The organism is Myxococcales bacterium (genome assembly GCA_016703425.1).
Classification (GTDB): Bacteria; Myxococcota_A; Polyangia; order Polyangiales; family Polyangiaceae; genus JADJCA01.
In genome coordinates this window covers 101,681-116,993 of sequence record JADJCA010000011.1, presented here as the reverse complement: position 1 = coordinate 116,993, position 15,313 = coordinate 101,681, and the positions used below count along the sequence as shown (strand labels likewise).

Here is a 15,313-nt window from a genome sequence, read left to right as displayed (position 1 = left end):
AACCTCCGCCAAGCGATAGAGCAGGGGGCGTGCCACGGGCCCTTGCCAAGGCAATCAAGGCCTTGGCCCCTTCGCGAAGGGTTCGTTCGCAGGCGCGCGACCGGCCGTTGCGGAGGCAGGAATCGCGCATGCGCGGCCGCGCCTTACGGAAAGCACTCGCGCTTGTACCGCTTGCGTCCGTTCGCGTCGTACTCGAAGGGCGGCGAACAGCTGGGCTTCACCACCGGAGCGGGGCGCACGACGCCCCTGCTGGGCGGCGCCGTTGGGAGCGTCGCTGGCGGCGACGCGCTCGCAGGGGTGGTCGCGGAAGCCGAAGGCATCGGTGCCCGCATCGGTGACGAAGGAGCGGGCGGCGGGGGCCGCACCGTCGGCGTCGCCCACCGGAAGAGCTAGCGCCGTGACGACGGGCATCGATTCCGTGGGCCGCGACTCCGTGGCGCGAGGTGGCGCTGCCCGTTGCGACTTCGCGACAAGCGCGCTGCCGATGAACGCGAGGGCCACGACGGGGACGGCGGGCCAAAGCCACGGTGGCGAGCGCCGCACCACCGCCGTCGTGGCCGCGGCGTCGGCCTCGGCGCTGGGCGCCGCGACCGCTTCGCGCACCGCGTCACCGACCGACGCGGACTCGCACGCGCGGGTGAGCTCGTCGAGCTTCTGGAGCGACTCAAAGCCATAATCTTCGACGAGTCGGGCGACCTCGTCGCGGGACGCGGGGGGACACGCCTCTTCGAGCGCGATGGCCATCGCCTCGGCGGTGCCGAAGCGCCGCTTCGGGTCTTGCGAGAGCGCGGTCATCACGACGTCGTCGACGGCCACAGAGACCTCGGCGCCGGCAGCGCTCGGCGCGATCGCCTCCGTCTGCACGATCGCCGCGATGGCCGACTTCTCAGCCTTCTTGCGCAGCCGAGCCGCCACGAGCGCCTCCCACAAGACGACGCCCGCCGCGTAGATGTCCGACTGCCGCGTCACGTGGCCGGTGAGCTGCTCTGGCGGCATGTAGCCGATCTTTCCTTTGACCTCGCCGACTTGAGAAACACCCTCGGAGCCGAGGCCCTTGGCCACGCCGAAGTCGAGCACGCGCGTCATGCCGTCGGCGCCCACGAGCAAGTTCTGCGGCGATACATCGCGGTGGATGATCTGCAGCGGGCGGCCGTTCTCGCCCGTCGCTTCGTGCGCCGCGTGAAGGCCGCGGAGGGCGTCCGAGAGCATCGCCGACACGATGGCCGGGGCGATCCGCGTGCGGCGCGCCGACGCCGCCAGGATGAGCTCGTTCAGCGATACGCCGCGCACGAGCTCCATGACGATGCAAAGCTGATCGCCCTCTTGCACGACGTCGAGGATGGGAATCGCGTAGGGGCTTCGAATCCGCGCGCCGAGGCGGGCTTCGGCGAGGAGCATCTTCGCGTGCCGCGCGCTCGCGGCGAAGGCCCGGTTCACCTCCTTGACGGCCACGAGCTTCGCGAAGCCGGAGGGGCCTCGTATGCGCGCGACGTGGACCGACGCCATGCCGCCCTGCGCGAACGCTCCAAACACCTCGTACTTTCCAAGGCGCCGGTACGGCGGCTCAGACTTGGTGGGCGTGCCAGCGGCGTCCATGGGGAGAAGCGAAGTATCGCCCTCTGGGCGCGTGACAACCAGCCCGCACCCGCCCGCCCACACCCACGTCGGTGCCGATGTGGCCACGGAGAGCGGGCGCGCTCGCGCCCGGCCCTCTGGTACGCTTCGCGGCGGGTATGCGCCAACGAATCGCCGCGCGAATCGTCGTCGCTTCGGTTGTCGCGTCGGCCGTTGGCCTCGCCTCGCGCGCCGCCTCGGCGCAGACGACCGATCAGTGTCTCGACGCGTTCCATCGGGGGCAAGATCTAAGAGACCGCGGCGCGCTCCGTGAAGCGCGCGGCCAGTTCGTAGTCTGCTCGCGCTCCACATGCCCCGCGCTGGTTCGCGCCGATTGCACCGAGAGCGAGGCCGCCGTCCTTCGCGAGCTTCCGAGCATCGTCCCAGGCGCCCGCCGCCTCGACGGGAGTGACATCGTGGCCCTCTCGATTCGCATCGACGGAAAGCCCGTCGCGACGAACGCCGGCGCCGCGCTCGAGCTTGATCCCGGCGTGCACCAGCTCCACATCGAGAGCCCCGGGTACCAGCCCGCCTCGACGTCCATCGTCGTCCGCGTCGGAGAGCGAAACCGGCCCGTGCTCCTGACGCTCGAGGAGTCGAGCTCCGCGCCATCGACGTCGCTTCAGTCGCCGCGTTCGTGGGCGTGGCCGCTGGCAGGGGTCGGCGTCCTCGCGCTCGGCTCGTTTGCCGGCTTCGGTATCCACGGCCTCGTGGACCGCGCCGACGCGCGCGAACGCTGCGCGCCGACGTGTCCGCCCGGCGAAGAGTCGAGGATTCGGACGCAGTTCATCGTCGCCGACGTTTCGCTCGTCGTCGGCGCGTTGGCCCTCGCCGGCGCGCTGGCCGTTCACCTGACCCAGCCCGCCCACCAACCTCAGGGACGCGGCGAGTGAGGCGGGCCCCGCGTCTCGGTACGTCACTTCTTGGCGCGGATCGCCTGGAAATACCGCCGCCCGATGCCGCTCGCCGCCGCCGCCTTGCCGACGCTCCCGCCGTGGCGATCGAGCATCGCTTGCGTGTAGCGGCGCTCGAGCTCCAGCACGATCTCTTGGCGCGCGCGCGGCAACGGGAGGCCTCGGTCGATGAGCTCGGCGATGGCGTCGGCGCCACCACCGGCGCCGCGTTTCTTGGCGCCCACGTCGCGCTCTCCCGTGACGATGGCGCGTCCGACGGCCGCTTGAAGCTCGCGGACGTTGCCGGGCCACTCGTGTTGCTCGAAGCGCTGGACGAGATTGGCGGGGAGCTCGCCGGGGGCGCCGCCGAGCGCGGCCCAGAAGTGGTGCGTGAGCAAGGCGATGTCGCCGGTGCGCTTGCGCAACGGAGGAAGCTCGACGCGCACGGTGGCGAGCGCCGTCAGCAGATCCTCGCGAAAGCGGCGATCTTGAACCTCGCGGTCGAGATCGCGGCGCGTCGAGGCGATGATCCGAACGCGCGGCGTGCCGCCCGCGTTCGAGCCGCGGGCGTCGTGCTCGAGGACCCGCAGGAGCTTCAGTTGGCTCGGCGTCGGGAGATCGGAGACCTCGTCCAAGAACAAGGTTCCCCCGCGCGCCGCTTGGATGAGACCGCCTGCGCCGTGGACGTCGCCGCGAAGGCCGAAGAGCTCCTGCTCGATGGCTTCGGGCGCCACGCTGGCGGGCTCGAAGACGACGAAGGGCGCGTCGGGCGTGGGGCTCGCCTCGTGAATCGACTCGGCGAGCAGCTCTTTGCCGGTGCCCGCCTCGCCTTCGATGAGCGCGGGCGTCGACTGGCTGGCGAGGCGCTCGAGCACCGGATAAAGCCGGCGCATGGCAGGGCTCGCGCCGAGCACGCGGCCGAACTTGCCCGTTTGCCACGCGGCGATGTCGCGCTCTTCGCCGCCGATGGCGACGCGAATCCGCGTGGCGCCGACGACGAACTCGTTGCCCGAGATCAGCAGGGCGTCGCGAACCCGTACGCCTCCGACGTAGACGCCGTTTCTCGAGCCGAGGTCAAGGACGCGAAGACCGCCTTCCTCGAGCTCCAGCGAGGCGTGCCGGCGCGACACCGTCCGATCGTCGAGGCGAATCTCGCAGGCAGCGCTCGAGCCGACGAGCGCGCGACGATGCGCCAGCTCCGCGATGCGCACGACGGCCCCCCGGTTGGGGCCCTCGACGAAGGCGAGCTCCACACCTTGCCCTCGAACGGGAGCGTGCGCGGCTCCCACGAGCATCTGCTCCGTGATCGCGTCGAAGTCGGCCATGGCGGGTCGGGCTATTATGCACGGATGAGGGACGATTCCGCCATGAGCGCTTCCCAATGAGGCGGCTCGCGCTTGCCGCGTCACTCTTGGGCGCTTCGGCGTGTTCGCTCGTGTTCGGGTGGGACGGCGTCTCGGATGGCGTTCGCACGGAGCCCGTTGACGCGGGGCCCGAGGCCGTGCTCGCGGACGTCGCGGAAGTGGTCCTTCCCCCCGACGGTGCCGGCGACGGAGGCGTTGACGCGAGCATCGAGGTGAAGGCCAACGGGCTCGAACTGGAGCTCTTCGAGCCGGGCACCTACGACGTCAACTTCGACCCCACGTGCGTGCACGCGACGGCCAAGCTCTGGGGCGCCGGCGGCGGCAGCGTGGATCAGAATCGGCGTGGCGGCGTTGCAGGATACACCTATGGGACCCTCGCGCTGGGCGAGCGCACGGTTCGCGTGACGGTCGGCGCTCCCGGAGGTGGAGGGGCCGGCGGCGTTGGCTCGATCGCCGGTGCGGCGGGCGGAGGCATGAGCGCGATCGCGAGTCTTGGCGACGCGGGGCTGTGGTTCGTCGCGGGCGGTGGCGGCGGCGCGTGCGCGAAGGCCCAAGGCGGCGCGGGCGGCGGTTCGAGCGGACGAGCCGGCGACGGCAACAACAGCGGCGCCGCTGGGGGAGGGGCCGGGGGGCCGAGCGCCGGCGGCGCGCCGGGCCTCGGTGAAGGCGTCGGCACGCCAGCGTCCGCCGGCGGCCCATCCATCGGCGGGGTTGGTGGCGGCGGACCGAGCCCGGGCGGCGGCGCAGCGGCGCACCCCGCGGGCGGCGGCGGGGGCGGGGCCGGCTGGTTCGGCGGCGGGGGCGGTGCCAGTTATGCCAGCGCCGCGGGCTGCGGGAGCGGAGGCGGTGGCTCTGGGTTCCTTGCGCGCGCCTTGAGCGGTGGCACGTCGACCAGCGTGAACGGCGACATCGCCGCGCGCAGGGAGCCTCGGCGCCAGGCGCGCGCAGCAGGGGAGGCCGATCGACCGGGCTTGGTGATCCTCTTCTGCGGGTCCGCGTGCGGCGCCGACGTCGATTGCGGCGCGGGTGCGCATTGCATGGGCAACACTTGTTACCCCAATGCGTTCCAATGGCCTTGCGACGACCCGAGCGATTGCCCCGCCGGTCTCGTGTGCAAGCAGCAGGTTTGCCAGTTCGACTGAGACGTTGCGGCGGCCACATGCAAGGCCGCCGTGGGCGCCGCTCGAGCGCCTACGGCAAGTCGATGGTGATGTCGTCGTAGGTGACCGCGAAGGCCGGCGCCGGCACGTTGTAGCCCAGCACGCCCAGTTCGATCTCCATTCGCTGAGCTTCGCCAGTAGCGGGCGGTGAAAAGTGACTCTGGAAGACGACGCCGTCGATCTCGGCCCGCGCGAGCTTGCCGATGGGATCCACGTCGAAGGTCGCGTGCAGCCAGGTGTCGTACCGAAGTGGCGGCTTGTCGACGCCGAACGCGACGTAGTCGCCTGCAACGGACACGCACAGTCCGCCGAGCTGGCTCCCCGCGTAGAAGGCGAAACAAACAAGCCCGGCGTTGCGGTCGCCAGTCAGGAATAGAGGCCGCTCCACGTAGACGTCGAAGTTCATGACGACGCGTCGCCACGGCATGTCGAACGTTTTTCGCAGCGCAGCGGACCCCTTGGCCGTCTCGCGTCGGGGCATCTTCGCGAGCAGGGCCTGGGTGGGGTGTGCCGGGGTCGGATTCACGAGCGACAGGGCGCCGCCGAGTTCCTGGCTGTCAGAGGTCCACCCGTCGCGAAACACGGCGCCCTCGAAATCGGCGCAGAAGGCGTGTGGGGCCCGATCGCAAAAACGCTGTGTCGACGCCTCCAGCGGAGCGGATGCGTCGAGCGCGGGTTCGACGACCCGGGCCCCTTCGGCGCCTGCGTCTTGCGCGGCGCCCTCGCCCGCGAGGCCGCCCGTGTCTACGAGGAAGCCGCAGCCCGCGAGCGCACCCACTGCGAAGGCGACGAGCGAGCGGCGCACGGCTCCAGCATACAGTACAATCCGCGAAGTGCCGGCTCGCCGCTCGCAGGGAACTCGCGCTTGGCTCGTGCGCGCACCGGTCCTGCTCTTAATCGCGGCGGCGCTCGGCGCGGGCGCCAGCGCATGCCGCGAGCCCACGCAGATCACGCTCCAGGTCGACACCGACGTCGACTGCGACAAGCTCGTTGGCCACGGTGGTACCGCCATCATCGGAGGGGCGCCGACCGACGACCCCGTGACGATCACGCGCGACTGCAGCGGCGCTGGCCCCCTTCGGACGATCGGCTCTTTGGTCATCGCGCCCAGCGGCAAACGCGACGACGTGGTCTCGATCTCCGTCGTGGCCGGCGCGACCTCGCCTCTCAACGCGTGCGCCGCAGCCGATTTCGCCGGGTGCATCGTGGCCCGCCGCCGCCTGCGCTTCGTGCCTCACGAGCCGCTCGAGCTGCGGGTTCGCTTGTCGTCGGCGTGCATCGGCATCAAGTGCGCGGAGGACCGAACGTGCGTCGACGGGCGATGCGTCACCGCCGATGTCGACGACCCAGCGTTTTGCAGCACCACCCAAGAGTGCGACGCGCGCTTGCTCACCGGTGTCGACGCGGGCGCCGAAGCGTCAGCGGACGCAGCCCCGGACCGGACGTCGGTTCCCCCACCGCCGCGTTACGCGTTGCCGCAGCACCTCGTCACCACGCCTTCGCCCGCCTTTGGTGTCGCCGCCGACGGCGACGGACTCTATTGGACGACCGACCAGGGGGCCTTTGGCGAGTCGTGGAGCGCGCTGGCCTCCGCCGGTCCCGCGTCGTCCTTCCAGCGGCGGGTGCCATCCGACACCTTTCGCGGCATCGCGGTGTTCGGTGCCGAGACTTTCGTCGCGGACGTTCAGAATGGACCGACCTGCGTGACGGTCTACTCGCCCACGTGGGCCTCGCTCAGGACTCGCGGTTGTGCAAGTGGTGGCGCCTTTTCGGTCGACGTGGCGGATAGTTCGGGGGGCGTCCCATTGCTCGTCGGGATCGCGGCGAACGCCTTCCTGGCGAATCCTTTGGACAAGGGGCTGAACGTTCCCGTTAGCGCAAGCCCTTCGCCGTTCCCCACGCCGAACGCCAACAGCTACCTCGAGTCGGATCACAGCGGCGTCGCCTACTTCTCCGAGGGAGCCACAGTTCACAAGGTCACCTTCGCCGCCACCCTTTCCGTCTCCGCGGTGCCCCTCTACAACATCCCTCCCGGGACCCCCCTCGTGGGCATCGCGTTGGGCGCCACGCATCACTACGTGACGAACATCGAAGGGGACGTCTTCGAGGTCATACCAAGCACCGGCGTGGCCACCAAGCTCGCCAACCTGCCCGGGGCCCAAGACCTCGTCGTCGCGCGTCGCACGCCAACCAGCGCCGCCGATCTCTTCATCGCGGCAGGGAACGGCAAGGGGAACAACGGCATCTGGGTCATCGCGGGCGTCGAGCCGTAGGTGCCGGCGCCTCGCGTCTCACTCGCTCCGTCAAGCGCCTTCTGGCCCGCGATTTCGCCACGCGCTCAGGTTCGCGAGTTGCGCGGGCGCCCACAAGCGGCGTCGCCGTGCAGCCGGCGGCTTTCAGCGCCCCGAGAGCCACGCGAGCAAGACAACGACGGCGAAGAGCCCGGCCAAGATCGCGCCGATGAACCGGAGGAGTCCGGCCCATCCGCGGCTGAGGGACCGCCCTTTCGTGCGATCGCACTCGAGGCAGATGGCCCACGTCCGAACGCCCCCTTCGGTCAAGGTGCAGCAATCGCCGCACACAGAGCGCTGACACGTGGCGCACGGGCCCGCCGCCTCCTTTCCGCAAAAGGCGCACCGCTCCGGCGCGTCGTCGCCGTGGTGGAGAAGCTGGCCGGACACCGGCGCCAATGTAGCGAAAGCCAGGCACGCGGAAAAAGATCGGTTGGGGAAGGCCGCGGGGGAGAGGGGACCGAGGCAGCCCTGCCAGGCGGGACGACTCACGAAGCCCTCGACCCCTTCAATCGCCGCCATTTCACGCTGCTGTCACCCAATCGTCACATTCGCCGCGTACTTGTGCGCGCATGCGAAACGCCTCCACCGTCCTCGTTGCTGCTGGCCTCCTCGTGATGGGCTGCAAAGGCAGCGACTCGAGCTCCGCGACCCCCTCCAGCAGCGCGTCGACGACCGTCGCCGTCGCCCCCAAGAGCGACACCGTCAGCCTAAACGGCGCAGGCGCCACCTTCCCGTTCCCGCTCTACTCGAAGTGGATCTCCGAGTTCGGCAAGGCGAACCCCCAGGTGAAGGTCAACTACCAGTCGGTGGGCTCCGGCGCCGGCATCAAGCAGATCACCGACCAGACCGTCGACTTCGGCGCCAGCGACGCGCCCATGAGCGACGAAGAACTCGCCAAGGCGAAGGGCAAGCTGCACCACGTGCCGATGACCCTCGGCGCCGTCGTCGTGACGTACAACGTCCCCGATGCCAAGGCCGCCATCAAGCTAACGCCCGAGGCGCTCACGGGCGTCTTCATGGGGGAGATCAAGAAGTGGAACGACCCGAAGCTCGTGGCGGACAACCCCGACGCGAAGCTTCCCGCCACCAACATCACGGTGGTGGCCCGCTCCGACGGAAGCGGCACGACGGCGGTGTTCACCGACTACCTCGCGAAGGTCAGCCCCGCGTGGAAAGACAAGGTCGGCGCTGGCAAGAGCGTCAAGTGGCCCGCCGGAATCTCGAGCAAGGGCAACGAAGGCGTGACGGGAAGCGTGAAGTCGACGCCCGGCTCCATCGGCTACGTCGAGCTCGCCTACGCCAAGCAAAATAACCTCGCCACGGCGTCACTCAAGAACCAGGCAGGCAAGTTCACCGACGCGGCCCTCGCATCGGTCACCGCCGCCGCTGCCAGCGTCGCCGACAAGATGCCGGACGACCTTCGCGTCTCCATCACCAACGCACCCGGCGAGGCGGCGTACCCCATCGCCGCGTTTTCCTATGTCCTCGTCTACGAAGAAAACGCGAACGCGCAGAAGGGCCAAGCGCTCGCCAACTACCTCTGGTGGGGTCTCCACGAAGGGCAAGAGCACGCCGAAGCGCTCCACTACGGCAAGCTCCCGGCTCCCGTCGTCGCCAAAGCCGAGGCCAAGGTGAAGCTACTTAAGGCCGAAGGAAAGGCGCTCCTCGTCGGCAAGTGACCGGCGCAGCCCGACCGTGAACACGACCAGCACCGCTCACGCGGCCGCTCCCCCTGCGGAGAGCGGCCCGCGCCCGAGCCGCGGCGACTCGATCTTCCGACGAGTCACCGCGGCCTTCGGCATTTTGCTCATCGTACTCATCGCGTGGATCATCCTCTCCTTGGCGTCGGACGCACGGAGCGGCTTCAGCCGCTTCGGCATCGCGTTCCTCTGGCGCACCGACTGGGACCCGGTGCGCGAGAGCTTCGGCGCGGCGCCGTTCGTCTTCGGGACCTTGGTCTCGTCGTTCTTGGCGCTCCTCTTGGCCGTTCCCGTGGCGCTCGGCATCGCGGTCTACCTGACGGAGCTCGCGCCGCCCCGCATCCGACGTCCCTTGGGCTTCGTCGTCGAGCTGCTCGCGGCCGTTCCCAGCGTCGTCTACGGCCTGTGGGGCATCTTCATTCTCGCGCCGTGGATGCGTGAGACGGTGCAGCCGAAGCTCGAGAGCACGCTGGGCTTCCTTCCGCTCTTTCAAGGCCCGCACCTCGGCTACGGCATGCTCACGGCGGGCGTCATCCTCGCCATCATGATCCTGCCGACCATCTCGTCGGTCATGCGCGAAGTCCTCGTAGCGGTGCCGGGGATCTTGAAAGAGAACGCGTTGGCCCTCGGCGCCACACGCGTCGAGGCGATATCGCAGGTCGTCTTGCCGTTTGCGCGCTCCGGCATGGTCGGCGCCACGATGCTCGGCCTCGGCCGAGCCCTCGGCGAGACCATGGCCGTCACGATGATCATCGGCAACCGCGCCGACATCTCCGCGTCGCTCTTTGCGCCCAGCTACACGATGGCGAGCGTCATCGCGAACGAGTACGCAGAAGCCGCCTCGGGGGCTCATCTCACGGCGCTCACGACGATCGGGCTCTTGCTCTTTGCCGTGACCTTCGTGCTCAACGTGGTGGCTCGCCTCCTCGTCTGGCGCGTGGGGCGCTTGCCGGAAGGGGCGAGGAGCTAGCGTGGCGAGCTACCGCACCCGCAAGACGCTCGACGTCGTGCTCCGCTGGGCGTGCCTGGTGGCGACGCTGTGCGCCATGATCCCGCTCATCAGCATCCTGCTCTTCGTCGGCCGCGAAGGCATCAAGGGGCTCAGCCTCGACTTCCTCACGCACTTGCCCAAGCCCGTCGGCGAGCTCGGCGGCGGCGTCGCAAACGCCATCGTCGGCACCGTCACCATCGTCGCCATGGCGTGCGCGATGGCGATCCCCGCCGGGATCTTGGCGGGGGTCTACCTCGCGGAGTACGGCAAGAGTCGCCTCGGCTACGCCGTTCGCTTCACCGCCGACGTCCTCTCCGGTGTGCCGTCCATCGTCGTCGGCATGTTCGTCTACGCCGTCGTCGTCATTCCCATGAAGCGGCAGTCGGCCATCGCCGGCTCCATCGCCATCGCGATCTTGATGTTGCCGACCATCGCCCGAACGACGGAAGAGCTCATGAAGCTCGTCCCCAACGCGCTCCGAGAGGCGGCCCTAGCGCTGGGCGTGCCGCGTTGGCGCACCGTCTTGCGTGTCGTCGTGCGGACGGCGCTACCAGGCATTGTGACGGGCATCATGTTGGCCGTGGCGCGCGGCACCGGCGAGACGGCGCCGCTGCTCTTCACCTCGGCGAACAACCGCAACTGGCCCGAAGGCATCGACCAGCCGACGTCGACGCTCACGGTGCAAATATTCCAGTATTCCGTCGCGCCCTACGACGACTGGCACCAGCAAGCGTGGGCCGCGGCCCTGGTCCTCATCGCGTTCGTGCTTGGCTTGAACATACTCTCGCGCCTCCTCGTTCGACACCGTGTGAGCCGTTGATCATGCAAGAAGAAGCGTCCGAGTCCTCCGTTCCGTCGTCGTCGCGCGTGGCGACCTACCTCACGCCGATTCCGCCTCTGGCCGCCGCCGATGAGTTCCCCGAGAAGATGAGCTCGGAGCACCTCTCGGCGTTCTTCGGGCCAACGGAGGCTCTCAAGCGCGTGAGCCTCAGCATTCGAGAACGGCGCGTCACCGCGGTCATCGGTCCCTCAGGCTGCGGCAAGTCGACCTTCGTGCGGTGCTTGAATCGGATGCATGAGGTCACCGACGGCGCGCACACCAAAGGGCGCGTCTTGCTCGACGGCAAGGACATCTACGAGCGCGGCACCGATCCGGTACAGGTGCGGCGCCGCGTCGGCATGGTGTTTCAGAAGCCGAACCCGTTCCCGACCATGTCGATCGCCGACAACGTGCTGGCGGGCCTCCGGCTGAACGGCATGAAAGTCACAGACGCCAAGCCGCGCGTCGAAAAGGCGCTCCGGCAAGCGGCGCTCTGGGACGAGGTCAAAGACCGCCTCGACAGGTCCGGGACGAGCCTCTCCGGCGGCCAGCAGCAGCGCCTGTGCATCGCTCGCGCCCTCGCCCTCGAGCCCGAGGTCCTCTTGATGGACGAGCCGTGTTCGGCGCTCGATCCCATCGCGACAACGAAGATCGAGGAGCTCATCTACGAGCTCAAGGCGACCTACACGATCGTCATCGTGACCCACAGCATGCAGCAGGCGGCTCGCGTGAGCGACTTCACGGCGTTCTTCTACATGGGCGAGCTCGTCGAATACGACACGACCGACACCCTCTTCACCAAGCCGTCGAATCAGCGAACCGAGGAGTACATCACCGGCCGATTTGGGTGATGATGAGGACCACGTCGTGAAGAGCCATACCGACCTCCAATACGAAGCCGAGCTCCGAACCCTTCGAGAGCGCCTCATCCTCATGGGCTCCAAGGTCGAAGAGATGTTGGTCTCGGCCATGAAGGCCCTCATTGATCGCGACAGCGAGCTCGCCGAACGAACGATGGAGCGCGATCGAGAGATCAATCGGCTCGAGGTGGAGATCGACGAGCGATGCCTTCGCATCCTCGCGCGTCGCCAGCCGGTCGCGTCAGACCTCCGCTTCATCACCACGGCGCTCAAGCTCACGACCGACATCGAACGCATCGGCGACTCGACGGTCAACATCTGCGAACGCGTCCGCGAGCTCAACGAAGAGCCGCCGCTCCAGCCGTACACGAACCTCTCCGACATGGCGGAGGCCACGCAGGCCATGCTTCGCGAGGCGCTCGACGCGTTCGTGGAGGGCGACGCCGACCGGGCCCAAGAGGTCATCGAACGGGACTCGACGGTCGATGCCTATTACGCCCAGATTTTCCGCGAGCTATTGACCTACATGATGGAGAACCCGCGCAACATCTACCGATGCACGCGGGCCCAATCGATCGCCAAATACCTGGAGCGGATCGCCGACCACACGACCAACCTCGCCGAGCTCGTGGTCTTCATGGCGCGCGGCAAGGACATCCGGCATCCGCGCTCGCGCGCGGAGCGACGCCAGACGTCGAGCAAGCCGCCGCCGGTGGCCCCGCGCTAGCGGCAACTGGCGCGGGTTTTACGCCACTTTGCGGCGTGTCTCCTCCCAAGCGCGGCGTGAGACCCAATGGTCCGTTGGCGTCTGCCGGGGCCTTTGCTACGCCGCGCCCACCATGTCTCGAAGTCCTGCCCTCGCGGCTCCGCTCCTCGCGGCCTTCGCATTCGCCTGCGGCGCCGACCAGCGCGACGCACTCCCGGCCTCCCCTGACGCCGGAGGAGCGGCGCCCGTCGTCGTTTCGCCGAGCGCTTCCGTCTTACCCGACGACGCGTGCTCCAAGATGGACATCCTCCTCGTCGTCGACAACTCCGGGTCCATGAAGGAGGAGCAGGCGAACCTCGCCGCCAACTTCGCCGTCCTGACGCAACGCCTCGACCAATACACGACGGCGTCGGGCGCCCAGCTCGACTACCGCATCGCCGTCACCACCACGGGCCGGAGCGCGCGCTACAAGATGACCCCCGAGCTGCCCGGCATGCCTCCCTTGCCGACGCTCGATGTGAACGACAAAGGCGACGACGGCCGCTTCCGTCGCGCTTGTTCGATGAGCCACACGTGGCTCGAGCGCGGGGAGCCCGATCTGTCATCGAACTTCTCTTGCGTCGCCAACGTCGGGGCCGGCGGGCCGGCGCTCGAGATGCCCCTCGAGTCGCTTCGGCTCGCTGTAACGACGCGCATGGGAGACAGCGCCAACGCGGGCTTCTTGCGCGACGACGCGCTGCTCGGCGTCATGATCCTGACCGATGAAGATGACTGCTCGCGAACCGACAACGACTTCACGATCAAAGACGACACGTGCCCGCCCGGCACGCCGGGTTACGCAGCGGTCGACGATTACGTGAGCGCCCTCGACGCGGTGAAGGGCGGCCGCGAGCGCTGGGCTGCGGCCGTCATCGCCGGCCCGACGAACTGTTCATCGGGCTTTGGGCAGGCCGGGGAGGCCACGCGCCTCAAGGACTTCGTCGCGAAGACAGGCCAGAACGCTGTCCTTGGGAACATCTGCCTCGGCGACCTCGTCAAGCCGCTCGAAAACGCGCTCGGCGTGTTCGATGCAGCTTGCAAGAAGTTTAAGGTGAAGTAGGCAGAGCTGGGGTCTGCGGCGGAGAGCCTTTCAGCGTGCTCAGAGCGCGAAGGGGTCCTTCTTGACGGTGCGTCCAGTGCCACCGCTGAGGATCATGTACGTCGAGTCGTTCGCATCGAGGCGCAGCTCGAGCGTGTTGGCGTAGGGCGACCCCCACGGTGACGCGCCGGCCAAGACTCCCGCCGGGGAACGGCGCTCGCGCGCCGAAGTGATGGCGGTACGAATGGGCCAAACGAAGTCGCCGCTGCTCGTCACGGGCACGAATGTGTCGGCATAGCCCGCCATGCCAGCGGCCGGTAGCGTGGCGACGACGGCGCCCGTCGCGTTGTGGAACGTCGCCCCCCATGCGTTGGGGATTCGTGTCATCTCGCCGAGGACGACGAAGGCACCGTCGTCGTCCATGCCGACGCGCACGTAGCTACCGGAGCCGAGGAGGCCGTTGATCGCGATGAACTCCGGGTCGATGGCGGCGCCGGCGCCGCTGAAGCGGCGGTAGTGACGCTCAAACTTCGGCGCCACGTAGGTGGACGTTACGATGATCGTCTCGCCGGTCGTGCGTCGCATGGCCAAGTGGCTGTCGTAGGCGCCGAACGCTTCGAAGTCGTTGACCGAGAGGGGGGCACCGCTCTTGTCGAACTGAACCAACTCTCGGACCTTGGGCCCCGCGAGGTTCAAGAGGGCGGCGCCTAAGCCTTGATCGTCGATGGCCACACCTTGGAGGTAGATGTTGCCGCCGGTCGTGGCGAGGGGCGCGGACTTCTGAATCTGACATGACGCACTCACGTACGCGTAATGCGCCTCGTGGGCCGACGGTCCGCTGACGTGCCAGAGCACAAGCGACTGCTTGGTGACCCGGGAGCGCGCCACCATCACCCGCCCGGGCGCCGTCGTTGCTGCATCGAACGAGGTCAGCTGTTGGTCGGGTCCCATCGGGATGCCGTTGGGGCTGAAGCATTGGAAGCGCAGCTCTCCCGTGCCGCGCGCGACGGCGAGCATACCGCCCGCGCTGTCGACGTCGAAGGCGACGACGTTGGCGGCAGCGCCGCTCACCGTGTAAGTCGGCTTGCACGTGCCGCCATCGGCGTAGAAGCCGGCGTCGCAAGCGACGGTGCACGCTCCCGCAACACACGCGGCGACACCGTTGTGTGGCGGCGCGGCGCAGGTCGCGCACGAAGGGCCACAGGCGGTGACGCTCGTGTCTTCGCGACAGGTCGACCCGCAGCGGTGAAACCCGGGATTGCAAGCAAGCCCACAGAGGCCTCCACTGCAAGTGGCCGAACCGTTCAGGGTAACGCCGCAGGGCGCGCACCCCCCGCAGTGAAGGGGGTCGTTCTGGGTGTCCACGCACGTGTTGCCGCAGGCCGTGGGCGTTCGGGTGCCCTCGCAGGAGGAGACGCAGCGCGCCGCGCCGCCCTCCTCGGGCACGCACAGAGGGGTCGGGCCACCGCACTGGACTGAGCAAGCGCCGCAGCTGGCGGTCGCCGTGAGGTCGGTCTCGCAGCCGGTTGTCGGATCGTTGCCACAGTGGCCCCAGCCTGGAGCGCAGGCCCTTGCCACCTGACACTGGCCTTGTTGGCAGGTGACCCGTGACGGGTCGACGTGAGGCAGCTTCGTGCAGTCCACACCGCCGCAGGCCACCGGCGATTCCTCCGGCGGCGCAATGGGCCGGGGCGCGACGTCGCCGACCGCGACGGCGCCGCCGGGACCCTCGTCCGCGTCGCCCGCGGCGGCGGCGTCAGTCGGGATGTCGGTGCTGCAAGCGGTAACGAGATGCGCGAGGAGAACGAAGGGGACCGCTGACGTTCGGAGCAT

13 protein-coding genes and 1 pseudogene are annotated in these 15,313 nt (G+C 68.7%); 9 read left to right on the top strand and 5 right to left on the bottom strand.

Features of this window, described 5'->3' with window-relative positions; translation table 11 throughout:
• Positions 1–54: 54 nt before the first annotated feature.
• Complete coding sequence (locus IPG50_21180; GenBank protein ID MBK6694698.1) at positions 55–1,596, bottom strand: serine/threonine protein kinase; 1,542 nt, start codon at positions 1,594–1,596, stop codon at positions 55–57.
• A 137-nt stretch (positions 1,597–1,733) separates the two neighbouring features.
• On the opposite strand from IPG50_21180, the gene IPG50_21175 reads away from it, so the two are divergent.
• Positions 1,734–2,507 (top strand): PEGA domain-containing protein, encoded by a 774-nt coding sequence (locus tag IPG50_21175; GenBank protein ID MBK6694697.1) that lies wholly within the window; start codon positions 1,734–1,736, stop codon positions 2,505–2,507.
• Between the two features lie 23 nt (positions 2,508–2,530).
• Here the strand turns inward: IPG50_21175 and IPG50_21170 are convergent, their stop codons facing one another.
• Positions 2,531–3,832, bottom strand: coding sequence for a sigma 54-dependent Fis family transcriptional regulator (locus tag IPG50_21170; protein ID MBK6694696.1), 1,302 nt, complete (start codon positions 3,830–3,832; stop codon positions 2,531–2,533).
• 419 nt (positions 3,833–4,251) lie between these two features.
• Here IPG50_21170 and IPG50_21165 point away from each other — a divergent pair.
• Positions 4,252–4,479: pseudogene (locus IPG50_21165) on the top strand (hypothetical protein).
• A 583-nt stretch (positions 4,480–5,062) separates the two neighbouring features.
• On the opposite strand, the gene IPG50_21160 reads toward IPG50_21165, so the two are convergent.
• Positions 5,063–5,836, bottom strand: coding sequence for a hypothetical protein (locus IPG50_21160; protein MBK6694695.1), 774 nt, complete (start codon positions 5,834–5,836; stop codon positions 5,063–5,065).
• Between the two features lie 28 nt (positions 5,837–5,864).
• On the opposite strand from IPG50_21160, the gene IPG50_21155 reads away from it, so the two are divergent.
• A complete protein-coding gene (locus tag IPG50_21155) occupies positions 5,865–7,304 on the top strand; it encodes a hypothetical protein (protein MBK6694694.1) in 1,440 nt (479 codons plus the stop codon).
• A 123-nt stretch (positions 7,305–7,427) separates the two neighbouring features.
• On the opposite strand, the gene IPG50_21150 is transcribed toward IPG50_21155, so the two are convergent.
• The gene (locus tag IPG50_21150) at positions 7,428–7,721 is read right to left on the bottom strand and encodes a hypothetical protein (GenBank protein MBK6694693.1); all 294 of its coding nucleotides are present in this window, start codon (positions 7,719–7,721) and stop codon (positions 7,428–7,430) included.
• A gap of 173 nt (positions 7,722–7,894) precedes the next feature.
• On the opposite strand from IPG50_21150, the gene pstS reads away from it, so the two are divergent.
• From pstS to IPG50_21120, 6 genes are all read left to right on the top strand, one after another.
• A complete protein-coding gene (gene pstS, locus IPG50_21145) occupies positions 7,895–9,004 on the top strand; it encodes a phosphate ABC transporter substrate-binding protein PstS (protein MBK6694692.1) in 1,110 nt (369 codons plus the stop codon).
• 16 nt (positions 9,005–9,020) lie between these two features.
• The gene (pstC, locus tag IPG50_21140) at positions 9,021–9,995 is read left to right on the top strand and encodes a phosphate ABC transporter permease subunit PstC (GenBank protein ID MBK6694691.1); all 975 of its coding nucleotides are present in this window, start codon (positions 9,021–9,023) and stop codon (positions 9,993–9,995) included.
• Between the two features lies 1 nt (position 9,996).
• On the top strand, positions 9,997–10,836 hold the full coding sequence (gene pstA, locus IPG50_21135; protein ID MBK6694690.1) for a phosphate ABC transporter permease PstA: 840 nt from the start codon (positions 9,997–9,999) through the stop codon (positions 10,834–10,836).
• A gap of 107 nt (positions 10,837–10,943) precedes the next feature.
• Entirely contained in the window at positions 10,944–11,687 is a 744-nt protein-coding gene (pstB, locus tag IPG50_21130) for a phosphate ABC transporter ATP-binding protein (protein ID MBK6694689.1), read from the top strand.
• A gap of 82 nt (positions 11,688–11,769) precedes the next feature.
• Positions 11,770–12,423, top strand: coding sequence for a phosphate signaling complex protein PhoU (phoU, locus tag IPG50_21125; protein ID MBK6694688.1), 654 nt, complete (start codon positions 11,770–11,772; stop codon positions 12,421–12,423).
• A gap of 112 nt (positions 12,424–12,535) precedes the next feature.
• On the top strand, positions 12,536–13,501 hold the full coding sequence (locus IPG50_21120) for a hypothetical protein (protein ID MBK6694687.1): 966 nt from the start codon (positions 12,536–12,538) through the stop codon (positions 13,499–13,501).
• A 39-nt stretch (positions 13,502–13,540) separates the two neighbouring features.
• On the opposite strand, the gene IPG50_21115 is transcribed toward IPG50_21120, so the two are convergent.
• Entirely contained in the window at positions 13,541–15,313 is a 1,773-nt protein-coding gene (locus IPG50_21115; GenBank protein MBK6694686.1) for a hypothetical protein, read from the bottom strand.